13 protein-coding genes are annotated in these 18196 nt (G+C 60.3%); 9 read left to right on the top strand and 4 right to left on the bottom strand.

Going from position 1 to position 18196, the window contains the following annotated elements:
* Positions 1–5 precede the first annotated feature (5 nt).
* The 3 genes from ACCD02_RS02585 to ACCD02_RS02575 are packed head-to-tail and all read right to left on the bottom strand — an operon-like array spanning position 6 to position 5153.
* Positions 6–2390 carry a response regulator gene (locus tag ACCD02_RS02585; protein ID WP_413298387.1) on the bottom strand — a complete coding sequence of 795 codons (2385 nt, stop codon included), beginning with the start codon at positions 2388–2390 and terminating at the stop codon, positions 6–8.
* 26 nt (positions 2391–2416) lie between these two features.
* Positions 2417–2878 (bottom strand): response regulator, encoded by a 462-nt coding sequence (locus ACCD02_RS02580; RefSeq protein ID WP_413298386.1) that lies wholly within the window; start codon positions 2876–2878, stop codon positions 2417–2419.
* Positions 2847–5153, bottom strand: a complete 2307-nt coding sequence (locus ACCD02_RS02575) for an ATP-binding protein (RefSeq protein WP_413298385.1) — start codon at positions 5151–5153, stop codon at positions 2847–2849. The genes ACCD02_RS02580 and ACCD02_RS02575 overlap by 32 nt, the downstream gene beginning before the upstream one ends.
* 514 nt (positions 5154–5667) lie before the next feature.
* Here ACCD02_RS02575 and ACCD02_RS02570 point away from each other — a divergent pair.
* From ACCD02_RS02570 to ACCD02_RS02535, 8 genes are all read left to right on the top strand, one after another.
* A complete protein-coding gene (locus ACCD02_RS02570) occupies positions 5668–6561 on the top strand; it encodes an amidohydrolase family protein (protein WP_413298384.1) in 894 nt (297 codons plus the stop codon).
* A gap of 35 nt (positions 6562–6596) precedes the next feature.
* Complete coding sequence (locus ACCD02_RS02565) at positions 6597–7571, top strand: alpha/beta hydrolase (protein WP_413298383.1); 975 nt, start codon at positions 6597–6599, stop codon at positions 7569–7571.
* Positions 7572–7748: 177 nt separating this feature from the next.
* Positions 7749–8744 (top strand): GlxA family transcriptional regulator, encoded by a 996-nt coding sequence (locus ACCD02_RS02560; protein ID WP_413298382.1) that lies wholly within the window; start codon positions 7749–7751, stop codon positions 8742–8744.
* Between the two features lie 163 nt (positions 8745–8907).
* A complete protein-coding gene (locus tag ACCD02_RS02555) occupies positions 8908–9591 on the top strand; it encodes an ABC transporter permease (protein ID WP_413298381.1) in 684 nt (227 codons plus the stop codon).
* Positions 9588–10583, top strand: coding sequence for an ABC transporter ATP-binding protein (locus ACCD02_RS02550; RefSeq protein WP_413298380.1), 996 nt, complete (start codon positions 9588–9590; stop codon positions 10581–10583). Before ACCD02_RS02555 ends, ACCD02_RS02550 begins: the two co-directional genes overlap by 4 nt.
* A 2-nt stretch (positions 10584–10585) precedes the next feature.
* The gene (locus ACCD02_RS02545; protein WP_413298379.1) at positions 10586–11251 is read left to right on the top strand and encodes an ABC transporter permease; all 666 of its coding nucleotides are present in this window, start codon (positions 10586–10588) and stop codon (positions 11249–11251) included.
* Between the two features lie 88 nt (positions 11252–11339).
* Positions 11340–12227 carry a glycine betaine ABC transporter substrate-binding protein gene (locus tag ACCD02_RS02540; RefSeq protein WP_413298378.1) on the top strand — a complete coding sequence of 296 codons (888 nt, stop codon included), beginning with the start codon at positions 11340–11342 and terminating at the stop codon, positions 12225–12227.
* 93 nt (positions 12228–12320) lie between these two features.
* Positions 12321–13865, top strand: coding sequence for an amidase family protein (locus tag ACCD02_RS02535; RefSeq protein ID WP_413298377.1), 1545 nt, complete (start codon positions 12321–12323; stop codon positions 13863–13865).
* Positions 13866–14077: 212 nt separating this feature from the next.
* On the opposite strand, the gene ACCD02_RS02530 is transcribed toward ACCD02_RS02535, so the two are convergent.
* A complete protein-coding gene (locus ACCD02_RS02530) occupies positions 14078–14962 on the bottom strand; it encodes a LysR substrate-binding domain-containing protein (protein ID WP_413298376.1) in 885 nt (294 codons plus the stop codon).
* A gap of 158 nt (positions 14963–15120) precedes the next feature.
* On the opposite strand from ACCD02_RS02530, the gene ACCD02_RS02525 reads away from it, so the two are divergent.
* Positions 15121–18144, top strand: a complete 3024-nt coding sequence (locus ACCD02_RS02525) for an FAD-binding and (Fe-S)-binding domain-containing protein (RefSeq protein ID WP_413298838.1) — start codon at positions 15121–15123, stop codon at positions 18142–18144.
* Positions 18145–18196 lie beyond the last annotated feature (52 nt).

Genomic DNA, 18196 nt, shown 5'->3' with positions numbered 1-18196 from the left:
TTCGACTACGCCGGCCCGCGCTGCGCCATGGCCAGCCAGACCTTTTCCTGCAATTGCTGTTCGGTGAAAGGCTTCTGTACCACAGTGGAATTGTCCAGGCCCAGGACATCGGTGTCGGCATAGCCGGTGATGAAGACGATGGGAATTCCCGGCTGTGCCTTGCTCACCAGGGCGGCCAATTCGCCGCCGGTCATGTTGGGCATGGCGTAGTCGGTGATCAGCAGGTCAACGGCGGGGGACAGTTTGCTCAGGGCGTCGATGCCGCTGCTGGCCTGAAGCACCGTCAGGCCGAAGGACTCGAGCATGGTCGTGGTCAGATCCCGTACGACAGGGTCGTCATCGACCAGCAATACGGTTCGGGTACCCATATGCCGGGTGTCGCGGGCAGGGCTGGCGGTCGGGTTCAGGGGGGTGGCCAGGCCATCGATCTTTGGCAGGTACACGCTGACCGTGGTGCCGACGTTCAGCTCTGTCTCGATGCGCACGCCGCCGCCCGATTGTTTGGCGAAACCGAATACCTGGGCCAGGCCAAGGCCAGCTCCCTGGCCAACCGCCTTGGTGGTGAAAAACGGTTCGTAGGCCTTCTTCAGGGTTTCTTCGTCCATGCCGCAGCCGGTGTCGGAAATGGTAAACACGACATACCGGCCCGGTTCCGGGTCTTCAGGGCGCACGGCAGGGGTCTTGACGGTTTCGTTATGGGTCCGCAGTTTGAGCGAGCCGGCGGTGGACGCCATGGCGTCCCGGGCGTTAATGGCGAGGTTAAGGATGATCATTTCGGTCTGGGTCGGGTCTGCCGAGGCAGTCCACAGGCCGGGAGACAGCGACAGGTCAACCCAGATATTGGCACCCAGGGCCTTGCTCAACAGACCCTGCATCTCCTGGATAGTGGCGTTGAGATCCACCGGGCAGGGTTGCAGGCGCTGGCGGCGGGAGAACGACAGCAACTGGGCGGTGAGCCGCGCGCCGCGTTCCCCGGCTTCGCTGATGTGCTTGAGGCGCGTGGGGATCTTGTCCAGCTTGCCGCGCTCGATATCGCGGCTGGCAAAGGTTGCGCTGGTGAGGATCACCGTCAACAGGTTATTGAAGTCGTGGGCCACGCCCGCCGTCAGTTGCCCGACGACTTCCAGGCGTTGCATCTGTTGCAGCGTGGCTTCGACCCGCTCGCGTTCCCTGATCTGTTCCTGCAGATGCCTGTTGGCCGCTGCCAGCTCTTCGATGACCGCGCGCTCTTCGGTGATATCGCGCACTGCCGCGTACATCAGCCCGTTTTCCGGCACTATGGTCCATGACAGCCAGCGATAGTCACCGTTGCTGTGGCGCATGCGATTGACGAAGCGGGTCGAGACATTGCCGCAGGCGATGCTTTGGGTTTCCTTGATCGTCGCATCCAGATCAAGGGGGTGAATCAACTCCCACAGGCGCAGGCTGTTGATCTGCTCCCGGGACCAACCCAGAGCGGACTCCCACGCCGGGTTGAAGGCGATGGGGCTCATGTCAAAGCGCAGCACTGCCAGCAGTTCCCGTGACAGTTCCCAGGTGCGGTCGCGTTCGCGGGTGCGCTGCTCGACCCGCTGCCCCAGGGTCTCGTTCAGTTGCACCAGTTCCTGGGTGGCGACGCGGCGCTCGCTGATGTCCTGAATGACGCCGGTGAATTGCACGCAACGGCCGTTGCGGAAGGTCGAACGACCGTTGGAAAGCAGCCAACGGATCCTGTTGCCTGGCAGGACTATTCGATACTCGGCGTTGAAGGCCGAGTCCTGACTGAGGGCCAGGTCGATCTTTGCCTGCAATGCATCGCGATCATCCGGGTGGCTGAGTGCAATCATCGCGTCCAGGTTGAAATTGCCGATGGGCGGCAACTCATACAGCGCCCGGCAGCGCTCGTCCCACATGACCTCGCGGGTCTCGAGATTGACGTCCCAGACGCCCATTTCCGCCGCTTCTATGGCAATCCGTGCACGGGCTTCGACGTCTTCCAGGGCTGACTCGGCAGCCTGGCGTTTCTCCCGCTCGCGCACTTCCAGCACGGCACGGCGGATCGCCTTGGGCAAGACCTTGAGGTTCTGCTTGAGCACGTAATCCACAGCGCCCAGGCGCATGGTCTCGATGGCTTGCTGTTCGCCAAACATGCCCGAAAGAAAAATGAAGGGTGTTTGCGGGACGATCTGCTTGGCGACTTCCAGCACCTGCGTGCCGGAGGAGGAGGGAAGCAGCACATCGCAGACGATGACGTCGAATTTTTCCCGGCCCAGGGTTTCTGCGGCGCTGAGATGATCATGCACGACCACAGGGTCGACACGCAGGCCGTTTGCCTCAAGCGTGAGCAAAGTCAGCTCGACATCGTAGACGCTGTCCTCGACGAGTAGCAGCTTCACTTTTTCCAAGGGCATGATCGTACCGGTCTCACGCTTCAACGTCAGGATTTCGGGCGTCGCACGACGCGGGTCGAGCCGGGCGGCGGTTCATTGAGCACGGCCCAGAAGATTCCCAGGTCAGAAATGGCGCCGACGAATTCCTTGAAGTCCACCGGCTTCACCACGTAGGCGTTCACGCCCAGTTGGTAGGCACGGTCCAGGTCCGGCTCTTCCCGTGAGGAGGTCAGCATGACCACCGGGATGCTGCGCAGGCTGTCGGTGCTGCGGATATTCATCAGCACTTCAAGACCATCGATCTTGGGCAATTTCAGGTCGAGCAACAGCACGGCCGGATTGCCTTCGCTGCGGTCGGCGTATTCATTTCTCCTGAACAGATAATCGAGCGCATCCGCGCCGTCACGAACCACCACCACCTCGTTGGCCAGCTGACTGCGCTCAAGCGCCACCAGGGTCAGTTCGAGGTCGTGGGGATTATCTTCTACCAGGAGTATCGGTTTGAGCATGTATGGCCTCATGACCAGCAGTAATAGGGGGAACAAGTGTTTTTCTGGGCAGGGAAAAATAGAACGTTGCGCCGTTGTCCGGCAGCCCTTCAGCCCAGACGGTACCTCCATGGCGTTCGACGATGCGCCGGACATTGGCCAGGCCGATGCCGGTGCCTTCGAATTCTTCCATTCGATGCAGACGCTGAAAAACCCCAAAGAGTTTCCCGGCGTACTGCATATCAAAGCCGACACCGTTGTCCCGGACACTGACGACGATATCGTTTGCGCGCTCAAGTACTTCGACCTTGATGGTCGCGACGGCGCGAAGGCGAGTGTACTTGATGGCGTTGGAAATCAGGTTGCGCATGGCCAGGTGGAGGAAAGCCGGGTCGGCGACGACGACAGGCAATGCACTGAACGACCATTCGATAGTGCGGCCCTCATAGTCCGGCCGCATCTCCAGCTGGATCGAGGCGATCATGGCCGAGAGATTGACGTCGGACAGGTGCATGGCCGCCCGGCCCATCTGGGAGAAACTGAGCAGGTTGTCCACCAGCGTCCCGGCAAATTTGGCCGAGTCGCCGATGGTGCCGAGGAAACGCAGGCCGCGCTCCGAGAGATTGGAGCCTTCGATATCTTCCAGCAATTCTGCATAACCGGCGATATGTCGCAGCGGCGCGCGCAAGTCATGGGAAACGCTGTAGGAGAACGATTCGAGTTCTTTGTTCGAGCGTTTCAGGTCTTCCGACATCTGCGCCAGTTCCTCGGCCTTGCGTAGCACGATACCCAGCACCGCCAGGCGCAGTTCCTGTACACCTTCGATTTCACTGACGTCCCATGGGGTGGAGAAACCTTCGACGATCTGCTGCCATTGCTCGAAGCTCTGGCGGGGATTGAGCGAGCCGCTGTCGGCGATGGTCTTTTCCGGGCGCCCGGCCCAATGCACGACCTGGGATTGTTCCGGCTTGAACCAGATGAGGTAGTGCGGATGAATCTCGGAAATCGACACGGCGAGAATGCCGCTGGCCGATGCGCTCAGCCCGATAATCGCCGGTATGTCTCGACCGACGTTGTCGGTATGGAAAACCTCGGCTGTGCTCTGCTCGGCCAGCCATGCAGCCAGCTCACGGACCTGGGCCTTGGAGGGTGTGCGGCCATAGACATCACAACCGGACCCGGAAACCACCGCAGCCCCGGCGGCGCCGACAAAGTTGACGAAGATGTCCGGCAGGGAGCGCAGACCCAGCAGCACGCTATCGTGATCGGCGATGGCGCCAAGCATCTGAACGATACGCTGGCGAATGTCCAGCATCCGCTCATTGCGGATATGGGCTTCGCGCGTCTCGACCTGTAGCGACAGAACCCGGCCCAACAGCTCGCAGGCGGTACGGACCTGGAAGCTCACCGAATGGGGAGAACTGTGATGGCAGGACACCAGTCCCCACAGTTTGCCGTCCACGACTATGGAAATCGACATCGACGCCAGAGTCTTCATATTGCGCATGTATTGCAGATGCACCGGCGACACGCTGCGCAGGGTTGAAAAGCTCAGGTCCAACGGCTGTCCTGTCAACGGATTATCGGCGGGCAGGAGCCGGGAGGGCTGGTAATCGGCGTCTTCGATCACCCGGATACGATTGGAGCAATAAAGCTGCCGAGCCTGGGTGGGAATATCGGAGGCGGGGAAACTCAGCCCCAGGTAGCTTGGATAACCTTCGTCGAGCAACTCGGCGTTGACCTGGCCATTGCCGTCTTCGTCAAATCGATAGGATTTGACCCGGCCAAAGCCGGTGAGGCGCTTGATGACACGCACTGCCCGCTCACACAGGGCATCAATCGTTTCGAAGTCCGACACACCGCTGATGAATGAGCGTACCAGCGGGTTCAAACGCGAACTGCTCCCGGATTCGGCGCCGGTACGCTGAAACTCAGCGATCAGCACGCCGTCATGGCGGTGGAGCATCATCGGCACATGCCGTTGGCGCTCGCCTATCAGGAAGCTGACGTCGCCCACGTGATAGGGCTGGGACTCTTCATCATCCAGTTCGCCGAGCAGTTCAACGAAAGTGACAGCATTTTCCACGACTTCGTCGAATCGGGCAGCGAGCAGCTCGGCATTGCTGATGTTCAGCCATTGCGGGAGGTTTTCGCTGATTTGACGGATCGCCAGGCCCGGTTCCTCAATCACCATCATGAAGCCCTGGGGTTGAATACTGCCGGGAGTGCGGATCTGTTCTCGGGCGCAATTGGCCACTGCGATCTGAAATGAGTCAGTCGTTTCAGGGCTAGTCAAGATGTCCCTCCGTTGGGCGGCGCGGCAGTGGGCGGGGGGGGCGATGGGCTGACCAAGGCCGCTCACATGTAAAAAAACCGGTGACAAAGTAACAAATCCGACAGCCTTGAGATTGAAAAATTTTCTGCGCCAGCATTACAAAGCGGCGGCCCATCCTGGTCCAAGGACAAACTTGTGCATGGGGCGTTTGACTCATATCAGCCTCTAGACAGCGAGGGTTATCGATACGTTCACTGGCTTCTGAAGTTTGTTTGCCATCATCGTGGCCATTACCGAAAAAATTTGCATCAAGCCTTAAAAGGCATGCGGCGCGGACAGCAAAATTTCGCCATCCAGCCCCTTTACGCCCGCAGTTATTTTCCACGATGCCGCGAGGTACGCCTGCTACGGATCTCTGCCGTGAACATCGTGTGATAGTGCATGGCGAAATTTTGATACGACACGTCGGATTGGCGGGAGCGCCGGGCGGCGGCTCAAGCTTATTGTTTTCCTACAAAAGCAGGAAACAACCATCATGCTGCCGCCCATCAGAAGAATTGATAGCCACGTTCATTTTTACACTGCTCGAGACCTCCAGCGTGTGGCGGACTCATTGCCTTATGCCTTGCCAGCGCCACACTCACTGACCCGCTATCTGGATCGGCTGATCGACGGCGCAGTCATGCCGACGCTCATCAATAACGTTCATCTGAGTATTCTGCCGGATTCGGGAAATGTCTTCGCCTCGTTCACCGAGTTGGACGGTCTGCAGGCCGAAAACCCGTCGCGTTACGCCAATATCCGTCTGGTAGGGACGATCAAGGCCGATCCTGCATACGCTACCCGGGAACGGCTTGCCCATCCGCAGATCGTCGGCGCGCGAATTGTCCTGCATGACGCCAGGCCCGAGACAGTGTCCGCTGCACGCTTTAGCGACCGGCAATGGCAAGAGTTATATGCGCGCCTGCTGCCGCACCAGCACCTGCATATCTATGCAAAGGAAGCCGAGACCAACCTGCGGGTATTGCGCCAGATTCCCGAGAGTATTCGGGTCTTTATCGATCATCTGGGCAGTTGTCACTGCGAACGCGGTGCCAGTGAGCCTGCCTACCTGGCGCTGCTGGCAGAAGCGCGACGGCGCGGCAATGTGTGGTTCAAGGGGCCGGGCTATCGCACGGCTGTGCAGTCCGAAGACGTGGCGCGCTTCGTCATCCAGATCATCGATGGCGTTGGTGCCGATCGTATTCTGCTGGAAGCCAGCGATGCCCCCCACGTCGGCACCTCCAATGATGGCGTGCCTTATTCCAGTCAGTTCGATTTAGCCAAGACTTTCGATTTCGTCGACGCAGTCGCCCAACGCGTTGCTGCGCACACCCGTATTCCTGTTGGCCAGCTTCTTCGTGATGCAGTTGGCCCGTTGGCAGGTTGATCCAAGCCCATGTTCTAACTTCGAGATATCAAGCAATGACAGACGTCACTACAAAAGAGATAAACTTTGCTGTTAAGTACGGCGATGCAACCCTGAACCTCAAAGGCACTGTATTTGAACCTGCGAATATCGATGCGGCGGCCCGTAAACTGCCTCCGGTGGTCTTTAACTCCGGTTTTACTGGCGGCGTCACGATGTACGGCCAATTGTTCGGTCGAGCCCTGGCCGCGCGTGGCTATCGGGTCATGACCTACGACGTGGCGGGTTTCTTCTCCAACAAGCAGGTGCGCAACACCCTTCAGGCCGGTGACCAGGTGATCACCCACGTCATCCTCGAAGACCAGAAAGACGAAGTGCTCGGTGCCGTGCAATGGGCGCGGGACAACTTCGGTGAAATGCCGGTGGTTGCGTCTTGGGCAATGGGCTCGGTGGCCAGCCTCGGTGCGGTTGCAGAACTGGCCGCCAAGGGCGGCGAGCAGATTCGTCTCTGGGTACCGATGAGCTACACCAATATCCGCAAATTGCAGGACCTGCGCGCCGACAGTGCCGCTGCGGATGCGGCGATACGCGAACTCGCCGATGATGCAGCGATCCCGGCCTTCGATACCGGTACGGCTGCAACCAGGCTTGGCTACTATCCCTTGGATCCAGATACCCAAGCCTATGTCGATCAGCAACTGGGCGGCTACACCGAAGCGGGCGGTGCCGATCGCTGGCCGGGTTGCAGCCATGTCTCTGCCAAGTCTTACAAGACCTACGTGGCCTATGATCCGGAGCAATCCATTGAAGGAGCCCAGGGCTTCCCGCCTGCGCTGATCATTCATGGGGCTGACAACACCCTGCATATGCCTGCGGAGTCCATCCGCCTGCATCGGCACTATCCGGGTGATGCCGGGCCTGGCGCGCTGATTTTGCCGAACATGCAGCATGGACAGCAGAATCAGGTCGACAGCCCGGTGTTCAAATCGATGATACAGAGCATCGATGAAGCCATCCGCGCCCACGCCTGATCTGCCCGTCACCGCCTGCAAGACCCCGACACCGTGGTCTTGCAGCACCTTCGCTGTCATCCATCTTCAGTCTGGCTTTAGTATGCGGCTCAGGACTTGCGCCCGGCACCTCGCGATCACGCCTGGTGCAGCAGTGCCCTATGTCCGCTTGCAACCTTCCATGACAAGGAACTGGCGATGACAAGCCCCAGTGAACCTACAGCGCCTGCCAGCAGTGAATCAACCCGGCGTATCGGTCTGCTCATCCTGCCGCAATTTTCCATGATGGCCCTGGCCGGAGCGAGCGAGCCATTGCGTGCGGCGAATCGGCTTTCCGGCAAGCGGCTCTACGAGTGGACCCTGCTGTCGGAGTCGGGCGGCATGATCAGCTCCAGCAGCGGCTTTGAGATACAGACCGTCGCCATCGACCAGGCACCCGAGATCGACCGGGTATTCGTCCTGGCCAGCCTCGACATCGAAAACCAGAAGCCACCCAACATGCTGCGTTACCTGCAGCGCATGGCGGCCCGGGGCAAAACGGTAGGCGCCTTGAGTACCGGCACTTTCATTCTGGCCCGTGCGGGATTGTTGGAGGGTAAGCGCTGCACCTTGCATTGGGAGTCCATTGGCCAGTTTGCCGAAGAGTTCCCGACCATCGAGGTGACCAGGGAGCTGTACGTCAACCATGGCAATCGCTGGACCTGTGCTGGCGGGACTGCCGCCATCGACCTGATGCTGGCGCAGGTCGGGCTGGATTTTGGCAACCCACTGGCCGCCAGCATTGCCGAGCAGTTTCTGCACGCGCGCATCCGGGCGCCGGAAGAACACCAGCGAATGTCTATCCAGTGGCGTTTCGGAATCCATGACCGGCGCCTGACAGCGGCCATTGCCTTCATGGAAAACAACCTTGAACACGTCGTCGGCATCGAGAGCATTGCTGATCGCTGCAATCTGTCGCATCGGCAATTGGAGCGCCTGTGGCATCAGCACTTTGGCATGACACCGAAGAAGTTCTACCTGGAGCTGCGCCTCAACGAAGCGCGCCGCTTGCTGCGTGAAAGCGCCCAACCCATCGCTGCCATTGCCTACTGCTGCGGTTTTGTCTCGGCGTCGCACCTGGGGGCGGCCTATCGACGGGTCTGGGGTTGTACGCCGGGCGAGGAGCGGCGGAAATTTGATGAGGCCCACTCCTGACAATGATTGCCGACAAGCCGCGTAATGGCGGTTTTTTGATAGAGATCGTCGATCTCCAGGCGCTGTGACAGTTGCGCCTCGGGGTAAGGTTCTTCACAAGCCCGGCGGGCAATTCCAGATGCACTGCCGGCGAAAATAACAACGACGTGAAGAGGGCGCCACCATGGAAACCATGCACTTCATTCTGGAAAACGCCAGGCTGATAAGCCTGCTACTCGGGCAGCATCTGCTTATCGTGATGGTCGCGGTGGGGCTGGCGATCATTACCGGGGTGCCAGTCGGCATTGCCATTTCCCAGCATCCGCGTGCGCGGCGCTGGGTCCTGGCCTTCGCCGCGATACTGATGACCATTCCCTCCGCCGCACTGTTCGGGCTGATGATCCCGGCCTTGTCCCTGATTGGCTATGGGATCGGCGTGGTGCCAGCGGTCATTGCCCTGTTCCTCTACTCCCAGTTGCCGATTATCCGCAATACCACCACGGCCATTGCCAATATCGATCCGGCGTTGCGCGAGGCCGCCACAGGAATGGGCATGTCTTCCTGGCAACGCCTGCGCAAGGTCGAGCTGCCGCTCGCGGTGCCGCTGATCATGGCCGGGGTCCGCATGGCCACTGTGATCAATATCGGCATCGCGGCAATCGCCGCCTATATCGGTGCCGGTGGCCTGGGTAGCCTGATCATTCGTGGCATCGCCCAGTCCGACACCCGCCAGTTGCTGGCCGGGGCCATCGTCATCAGTGTGATTGCCATTGCTGCCGACTATGCGCTGTACGCCTTGCAACGCCTCTTGACGCCAACCGGCCTGACCAAAATGGGCGCAGGCCAAATGAAGGAAGCGACGACGTGATCCAGATCGATAACTTGAACAAAAAATTTGGCTCTATCACCGCCGTAGAAGATGTCTCATTCAAGGTTGAAGAAGGGCAGATCTGCGTACTGCTAGGCCCTTCGGGCTGTGGCAAGACCACAACGCTGAAAATGATCAATCGGCTGATACCACCCACCTCGGGCACGGTCAGGATCGCCGGTCGCGATACTGCCGAGCTCGATAGCGTGACACTCAAGCGCTCGATCGGCTATGTGATCCAGCAGGTGGGCCTGTTCCCGAACATGACGGTGGAAGAAAACATCTGCGTCGTGCCCAACCTGCTGGGTTGGGACAAGGCCAGAAGCCGCAAGCGTGCTGCCGAGTTGCTGGAAGTGGTGGCGCTGGAGCCGTCGAAGTTCCTGCAGCGCTATCCCTGCGAGTTGTCGGGCGGTCAGCAGCAACGCATCGGTGTCGCCCGCGCTCTGGCCGCAGACCCGCCAGTGATGCTGATGGACGAGCCGTTTGGTGCAATCGATCCGATTAACCGCGAGGTGATTCAGGATGAGTTCATGCGCATACAGCGCCAGGTCAACAAGACCGTGTTGTTCGTCAGCCACGACATTGATGAAGCCGTGAAGATGGCCGACTGCATTGCCCTTTTCCATAACGGCAGGATCGAGCAGTTCGGCACGCCCGACGATCTGTTGGCGCGGCCGGACAGTGAGTTCGTCGCCAATTTCATGGGCGGTGACCGGATCATGAAGCGCCTGTGCCTGCTGCGGGCGGCCGATGTCGCCTGCATGAATCCGCCACGTGAACAGATGCAGGTTGTGGGCGGCAACGGCGGCTCGTTGCACACGCCGTTGATCGTCAAGCCTAGCGACGATCTGCGCCAGGTACTTTCGCAACTGCTGGGGCGCGGACAGCAGTGGGCACTGTGCAACGACAGCGATGGTCGCATGGTCGGCTATGTCTACCAGGCGGATATCCTCGCCAGGCTGGTTGAAAACACCACAACGGCGGGGCACTGACGATGCCTGACGTGATGATGAAATTCTGGACCGGGCTGCAGTATTACTGGAGCGACATCAGCTATCTCAGCGGACAACACCTGCGTATCGTCGCCATCAGCGGCGTGCTGGCTCTGTTGGTCGCGCTGCCTCTGGGCGTGTGGATGAGTCGTGCGGCCAATCAACGCTATGCTATGGCCAGTATGCAGGTCCTTAACGTCGGGCAGGCCATTCCCAAGCTGGCATTGCTGGCCCTGGCCATGAGTCTGCTGGGCATTGGCGGTGGTGCGGCGATCTTCGGCCTGTGGGTCGCAACGCTGTTACCGGTGGCGGTCAATACCTATGAAGGTCTGCGTGCCGTACCCAGGCATCTGATCGAGGCGGCCGAAGCGATGGGCATGACCCCACGGGAAACGCTATTGAAGGTCGAAATCCCCAACGCCATGAATGTGATCTTCGCCGGTATTCGCACGGCACTGGCCATCAATGTTGGCACCGCGCCCCTGGCTTTTCTGGTCGGCGGGGGCGGGCTGGGCGAGTTGATCTTCACCGGGATCGACTTGAATGACTTCGGCATGATGCTGGCCGGTGCCGCCTCGACTGCCTTGCTGGCTGTCGCCGTGGATATGGGCTGCGGCCTGATTCAAAACGTTGTGGTGTCGCGTGGGTTACGGCTGGCCGGGCGTTAGTGCCCATTCCAGGGCTCGAACTGCTGGCGGCAACTGCACCCGCAGATCCTCCAGGGCTGCTTATAAAACTGATAATCCGAGGTGCATGATGATTCATCGAATACTCACCAGTCTGGTCTTCTCTCTGTCCTTGGGCGCATTTGGCAGCGCCAATGCCGAGAACACTATTGTCGTAGGCGGCAAGAAGTTCACCGAGCAGCAACTGGTTGCGGAAATGACTGCGCAGTTATTACGCGCCAATGGCTATAGCGTCGATAAACGCGCCGACCTCGGTTCTTCGGTGCTGCGGGCGGCACAGGAAAACGGTCAGGTTGATGTGTATTGGGAGTACACCGGAACTTCGCTGGTTATCTATAACAACATCAAGGAGCGGCTCGACGCCGACGAAACCTATAAGCGGATCAGCATGCTCGATGCGCAAAAGGGTATTACCTGGCTGAATCCATCAAAAGCCAACAATACTTACGCTCTGGCCATGCGCAAGGATGAAGCGGGTAAAGACGGCATCACGTCGATCAGTGATCTGGCGCAAAAGGTCAGTGCAGGCAAGGAATATAAGTTTGCCTCCAATGCCGAGTTCTTTTCCCGCTCTGACGGCTTGAAGCCTTTGCAGGAGATGTACAAGTTCGAGTTCGAGCGCAAGAACATCATCCGCATGGACGGCGGCCTTACCTATCAGGCGCTCAAGGATGGTCAAGTCGACCTGGCACTGGTGCTTTCTACGGACGGGCGGATCCCCGCGTTCGGTTTCATTGTGCTCAAGGACGATAAGGACTTCTTCCCCAGCTATGCGCTGACGCCCGTCATTCGTACAAAAATCCTTGCGGATAACCCCAGGATCGGTGAGTTGCTCGACGCACTGTCGGCCAGGATCGACGACGAAAACATTGCAAAACTCAATGCTCGGGTCGATGTCGGTCGCGAATCCATAGAGAGTGTCGCCAAAGCGTTTCTGCAAAATAACAAGTTGCTCTGATCACAGAGACTGCATCACCCGGGCCAGGCGAATAAAGCTGGCCTGTCTTGTCGGCTGCCATTCTTTTGTGTGTATCCATGATGGGGAATATCAATGCAGTTATTTGAAAAGTTCACAGCCTGTGTATTTTGCATGCTGGCCACCGCTGCCCATGCAGATGGCGCAATCGATCCTCTGACCCTTGTCGATATGCGCAAGGCCCTGGATAACGGCAGTATTACGTCAGAGCAGTTGGTCAGTCATTATCTGGATAATATTCGCGCCAATAATCGCCAGGGGCAAAATATCAATGCGCTGGTAACGCTTAACGACAATGCGCTGGAGCAGGCCCGGCAGTGGGACGCACAACGGGCGAAAAATCCCGGGGCCAGGCATGCGCCGCTGGCGGGTATTCCTTTCGTAGCCAAGGATAACTTCGATAGCAAGGGCCTGGTCACCTCAGGTGGCTCTTATGTCTTGCGCACGTCAGTGCCGGGCCAGGATGCCTTTGCCATCCAGCAACTGATCGACGGCCAGGCCATCCTGCTCGGCAAGACCAATATGTCGGAACTGGCCGCGTCTTTTGGCTGGTTTGGCTACAGTTCGTTCGGTGGCCAGACCCTGAACCCGCGCAATACTCGGCGTGACGCTTCAGGCTCCAGCAGTGGTTCGGCGGCGGCAGTGGCTGCGCAGTTCGCACCTATAGCCCTGGGGTCAGATACCAGCGGTTCGATTCGAGCCCCGGCCAGTGTCACTGGCACGGTGGGCTTGCGGCCTTCCATTGGCCTGATCAGCCGCAGTGGTGTCATTCCTTTGTCTCTGACTTTTGATACCGCGGGCGTCATTACCCGCAGTGTGCTGGATCAGGCGGTGGTGCTGGATGTCATCAAGGGCCAGGACAAAAACGACGCGGCGACCCTGGACCTGGCGTCCGCGCAGATACAGTTCGTCCGGGGCTTGAGTGGGGCATCGCTCAAAGGCAAGACTATCGGCATCGTCAGCAACTTCAAGGGGGCCAATCCCGAAGTCGATGCCGTGTTCCAGGCAGCGCAGCAAACCCTGAAAGAACGCGGCGCGCATATCGTCAGCATTGCTTTGCCCAAGGGGTTTGAAAGCCTGTGGAGTGATGTGCTGGGTCCGGTCGGTGATGCGGAGTTCAAGCCGCAATTCGAACGCTACTTGGCCACGCTCGATGCCAGCCAGCCTCGCACCCTCGAGCAGTTCGTCGAGCAGGCGGGCAAGAACCAGGCACAAAACAACGAGCACGGTATGAACCCGGCGCGTTTGAGTGGGCTGGAAGCCGTACTGAAAGCTGGCACGACCGATTCGCCACAGGTCATTTCCATCCTGACGCGCAAGATTCCACAGTTGCGTGAGCAACTGTCGGCGATCATGAAGCAGAACAAGGTCGACAGCCTGTTCTTCGCCACCCTCAACTGTCCGCCGTCGGTGGTGCATGGGGTAACAGATGACAGTTATGTCTGTACGGCAGGGGACACCTATGCCGCTTCCTATATAGCCTCGGCGACGGGATTCCCCGAGATAACGGTGCCAGCGGGGACGATCAAGGGCAATCTGCCGGTGGGGGTGTCGTTTCTGGGCCGGTATGGCGAGGACGCCAAGGTCGTGAGCCTTGGATATGCGTTTCTGGGGCGTTGAGTGCGGCTGCGACATCCCTCGCAGAACCCTCAGGAGCCTGGCGTGCCCGCGAATGGGCCCGTACATCCCGCGCATTTTTGGAGCCTGACAGTCAGTCTTCGCGCGCAAGTCCGGCCCCCACAGGGATCTGTGTCGCACGCAAGACCTGTGGGAGCCGGCTTGCTGGCGATCGAGTGCAAAGCGCTCGCAATAGCGGTGGTGGCCGTCCTGGGTCAAATCTGCCCCAGCAACCACCCGCGAAACGCCACGAGCGACGGCAGCATTTCGTTGCGCGGCGGGTAGGTCAGGTAATAGCTGCGCTGGCTGGCAAAGGTCTGGCCGAGGCTGATCAGTTCACCGCTGGTCAGCTCATCGGCCACCAGGATGCGCGGCACCAGGCCGATACCGATGCCGGCCCTGACCGCCTGAATCAAATGCGAAGTCAGTTCGAAACTCGGCCCAAGACGCATCAGGCGGTGGGGCAGGTGGTGATGGCTGAACCAGTCGCCCCAGACATTGGGGTTGTTGGCAACATTGAGCAGCATCAGTTCGCCGATGCGCTCCGGTGTCCATTCACCATGGGTCTGGGCGGCTTCCGGGGACATGATCAGCGCCAGTTCTTCGGCGTGCAGGCGGTGGCTGATCAGGCCCGGCAGGTCGGTGGTGCCCACGACTATGGCGGCGTCGATGCCACTGGTGTCGAAGTCGATGGCGTCTATCCGCGAATTGATATGGATGAGCATGCCGGGGTGGGTCTTGTAGAAGCCATGCAGGCGTGGCAGCAACCATTTCGAACCGAAGGTCGGCAACGTAGCCAGACGCAGGGTGCCGCCACCGGACTGGAAGGCCATGGCCTGCAGGGTGGCGCTGCGAATCCGGCCGAGCGCCTCGCTCATTTCTCGTTGGTATAAGCGGCCGACATCCGTTAACTGCACCTGGCGGCCTTCGCGGCGAAACAGGGTCAGGCCCAATTGCTGCTCCAGCGCCTGGACCTGACGGCTGACCGCGCTCTGGGTCAAGGACAGTTCCACTGCGGCGCGGGTATAGCTTTCATGACGGGCGGCGGCTTCAAAGGCCAGCAGCAGCGACATGGAGGGCGTGAGGTGACGGTAATTCATTCGGAAAAGTCATCGATAGCGGCAGGAATATCCAGTTGTCGTGCGCCATGACCTCCGGGATCATTGGCACAGACCAGGATCCGAGGCTGACCGATTAATGCCCGGACGACAAGTATTTTGCTTTTTCCCGTGACCGACCGACAAGAGGCCATCCCATGATGATCGCCCAGCTGACTGCCGCCGCCCCAGCGCCGCAGTATCCTGAATTTCTCGACGCCCTGCGCGCCAGCGGTTTCCGCGGTCAGCTCAGTGCCGATTATGCCACCCGCACCGTGCTGGCCACGGATAACTCGATCTATCAGCGCCTGCCCCAGGCCGCCGTGTTCCCCCAGGACGCCGATGATGTCGCACGCATCGCCACGCTGATGGCCGAGCCGCGCTTTCGCCAGATCAGACTGACCCCACGGGGCGGAGGCACCGGTACCAACGGCCAGTCGCTGACCGATGGCATCGTTGTTGACCTGTCGCGGCATATGAACGGCATTCTGGAAATCAATGTCGCCGAGCGCTGGGTGCGGGTCCAGGCCGGGGTGGTCAAGGACCAGCTCAACGCCGCCCTCAAGCCCCACGGGCTGTTTTTCGCCCCGGAACTTTCGACCTCCAACCGCGCCACCGTCGGCGGCATGATCAACACCGACGCCAGCGGCCAGGGCAGCTGCACCTACGGCAAGACCCGCGACCACGTGCTGGAACTGCACAGCGTGCTGCTCGGCGGCGAGCATCTGCATACCCGGCCCTTGTCCGATGCCGAACTGGACGCTGCCTGTGCCCGGCCCGGCCGCAGCGGCGAGGTCTATCGTAGCGCCCGGCAGATCCAGGAAACCCAGGCCGAACTGATCGAGGCAATATTCCCCAAGCTCAACCGCTGCCTGACCGGCTACGACCTGGCGCACCTGCGTGATGAACAGGGGCGCTTCAACCTCAATAGCGTGCTGTGCGGCGCCGAAGGTTCGTTGGGCTATGTGGTCGAGGCCAAGCTCAATGTCCTGCCGATTCCCAAGTATTCGGTACTGGTCAATGTACGTTACAGCAGCTTCATGGATGCCCTGCGCGACGCCAACGCCTTGCTGGCGCACAAGCCGCTGTCCATCGAAACCGTAGACTCCCGGGTGTTGATGCTGGCGATGAAAGACATCGTCTGGCACAGCGTTGCCGAGTATTTCCCGGCCGATGCCGCGCGCCCGACCCTGGGCATCAATCTGGTGGAGTTCAGCGGCGACGAAGTCGAGGAAGTCAACGCGCGGGTCGCGGCCTTCGTCGAGCACTTGCAAGCGGACACCTCCATCGAGCGTCTGGGCCATACCCTGGCCGAAGGTGAGGCCGCCGTGACCCGGGTCTACACCATGCGCAAGCGCTCCGTGGGCCTGTTGGGTAACGTTGACGGCGAGATTCGTCCGCAGCCGTTCGTCGAAGACACCGCAGTGCCGCCGGAACGCCTGGCCGACTACATCGCCGAATTCCGCGCCTTGCTCGACAGCCATGGTCTGACCTACGGCATGTTCGGCCATGTCGACGCCGGGGTACTGCATGTGCGCCCGGCCCTGGACATGAAGGACCCGGCCCAGGCTGCGCTGGTCAAACCGATCTCCGATGCCGTGGCCGAGTTGACCCAACGCTACGGCGGCCTGCTGTGGGGCGAGCATGGCAAGGGTTTGCGTTCGGAGTACGTGCCGGCATTTTTCGGCGACTTGTACCCGGCGTTGCAGGCGCTCAAGGGCGCCTTCGACCCCTACAACCAGCTCAACCCCGGCAAGATCTGCACCCCGCCGGACGCGGCCGAGGGCCTGCTCAAGGTCAACGAAGTTACCCTGCGTGGCGATCTCGACCGGCAGATCGACGAGCGCGTCTGGCAGAGTTTTGGCTCCGCCGTGCACTGCAATGGTAACGGCGCCTGCTACAACTTCGACCCCAATGACGCGATGTGCCCGTCGTGGAAAGCCACCCGTGAACGCCAGCACTCGCCCAAGGGCCGGGCGTCGCTGATTCGCGAATGGTTGCGTCTGCAGGGTGCGGCGAGCATTGACGTGCTGGAAGCCGCGCGGGGCAGGGCGTCCTGGCTCAAGGAATTGCCGACGCGGCTGCGCAATAACCTGGCGCGTTCCCGAGGCGAGGCGGACTTTTCCCACGAAGTCTATGACGCGATGGCTGGTTGCCTGGCGTGCAAGTCCTGTGCGGGGCAATGTCCGATCAAGGTCAATGTGCCGGAGTTTCGTTCGCGCTTTCTGGAGCTGTACCACGGGCGCTATCAGCGTCCGCTGCGTGACTACCTGATCGGATCGCTGGAGTTCTCCATCCCTTATATGGCCTACGCCCCGGGCCTGTACAACGCGGTCATGGGGTCGAAGTGGGTCAGCCGCCTGCTCGAGCGCCACGTCGGCATGCTCGACAGCCCGCTGATCCATCGCTACAACCTGCAAGCCACCCTGAGCCGCTGCAATGTCCGCGCGGCGACGCTGCCAGCGCTGCGGGAATTGAGTGACGAGCAACGCCTGCGTACTGTGGTGCTGGTGCAGGACGCCTTTACCCGTTACTTCGAAACGCCGCTGCTGGCGTCCTTTATCCAGCTGGTTCATCAACTGGGCTATCGAGTGTTCCTGGCGCCCTACAGCGCCAATGGCAAGCCGCTGCATGTGCAGGGCTTCCTCGGCGCCTTCGCCAAGGCCGCCACGCGCAACGCCACTCAGCTAAAGGCCCTGGCCGACTGCGGCGTGCCTCTGGTGGGGCTGGACCCGGCGATGACCTTGGTCTACCGCCAGGAATATCAGAAGGTGCCGGGCCTGGAAGACTGCCCGAAAGTCCTGCTGCCCCAGGAGTGGCTGATCGATGCCTTGCCGCAAGCCACGAGCTCTGCAGCGCCGGCAGCGTTCCGCCTGATGGCGCACTGCACCGAGAAGACCAACGTGCCAGCCAGCACCGGGCAGTGGGAAAAGGTCTTCGCCCGCCTGGGTCTGAAGCTGACTACCGAAGCCACCGGCTGCTGTGGCATGTCCGGTACCTACGGCCACGAAGCGCGCAACCAGGACACGTCCCGGACCATCTTCGAGCAGTCGTGGGCGACCAAGCTGGACAAGCAGGGTGAAGCGTTGGCCACCGGCTATTCGTGCCGTAGCCAGGTCAAGCGCATGGCTGACCGGCAGCTGCGGCATCCGTTGGAGGTGGTGTTGGAGCGGTTGTTGGCCTGATGCAGCTAGCGGTGTGATCGAATCTATGGCGGCGAATTCTGTGGGAGATTCT

The sequence above is a fragment of the Pseudomonas sp. Pseusp88 genome (genome assembly GCF_047303955.1).
Taxonomy (GTDB): domain Bacteria; phylum Pseudomonadota; class Gammaproteobacteria; order Pseudomonadales; family Pseudomonadaceae; genus Aquipseudomonas.
The sequence above is the reverse complement of the archived record's forward strand: the minus strand, read 5'-3'. Positions and strand labels throughout refer to the sequence as shown.

Coding starts and splice junctions, on each gene's coding strand:
- ACCD02_RS02540 (WP_413298378.1), top strand. CDS start 11,340: ATGATTCATCGAATACTCACCAGTCTGGTCTTCTCTCTGTCCTTGGGC.
- ACCD02_RS02535 (WP_413298377.1), top strand. CDS start 12,321: ATGCAGTTATTTGAAAAGTTCACAGCCTGTGTATTTTGCATGCTGGCC.
- ACCD02_RS02570 (WP_413298384.1), top strand. CDS start 5,668: ATGCTGCCGCCCATCAGAAGAATTGATAGCCACGTTCATTTTTACACT.
- ACCD02_RS02555 (WP_413298381.1), top strand. CDS start 8,908: ATGGAAACCATGCACTTCATTCTGGAAAACGCCAGGCTGATAAGCCTG.
- ACCD02_RS02530 (WP_413298376.1), bottom strand. CDS start 14,962: ATGAATTACCGTCACCTCACGCCCTCCATGTCGCTGCTGCTGGCCTTT.
- ACCD02_RS02580 (WP_413298386.1), bottom strand. CDS start 2,878: ATGCTCAAACCGATACTCCTGGTAGAAGATAATCCCCACGACCTCGAA.
- ACCD02_RS02545 (WP_413298379.1), top strand. CDS start 10,586: ATGCCTGACGTGATGATGAAATTCTGGACCGGGCTGCAGTATTACTGG.
- ACCD02_RS02525 (WP_413298838.1), top strand. CDS start 15,121: ATGATCGCCCAGCTGACTGCCGCCGCCCCAGCGCCGCAGTATCCTGAA.
- ACCD02_RS02585 (WP_413298387.1), bottom strand. CDS start 2,390: ATGCCCTTGGAAAAAGTGAAGCTGCTACTCGTCGAGGACAGCGTCTAC.
- ACCD02_RS02565 (WP_413298383.1), top strand. CDS start 6,597: ATGACAGACGTCACTACAAAAGAGATAAACTTTGCTGTTAAGTACGGC.
- ACCD02_RS02560 (WP_413298382.1), top strand. CDS start 7,749: ATGACAAGCCCCAGTGAACCTACAGCGCCTGCCAGCAGTGAATCAACC.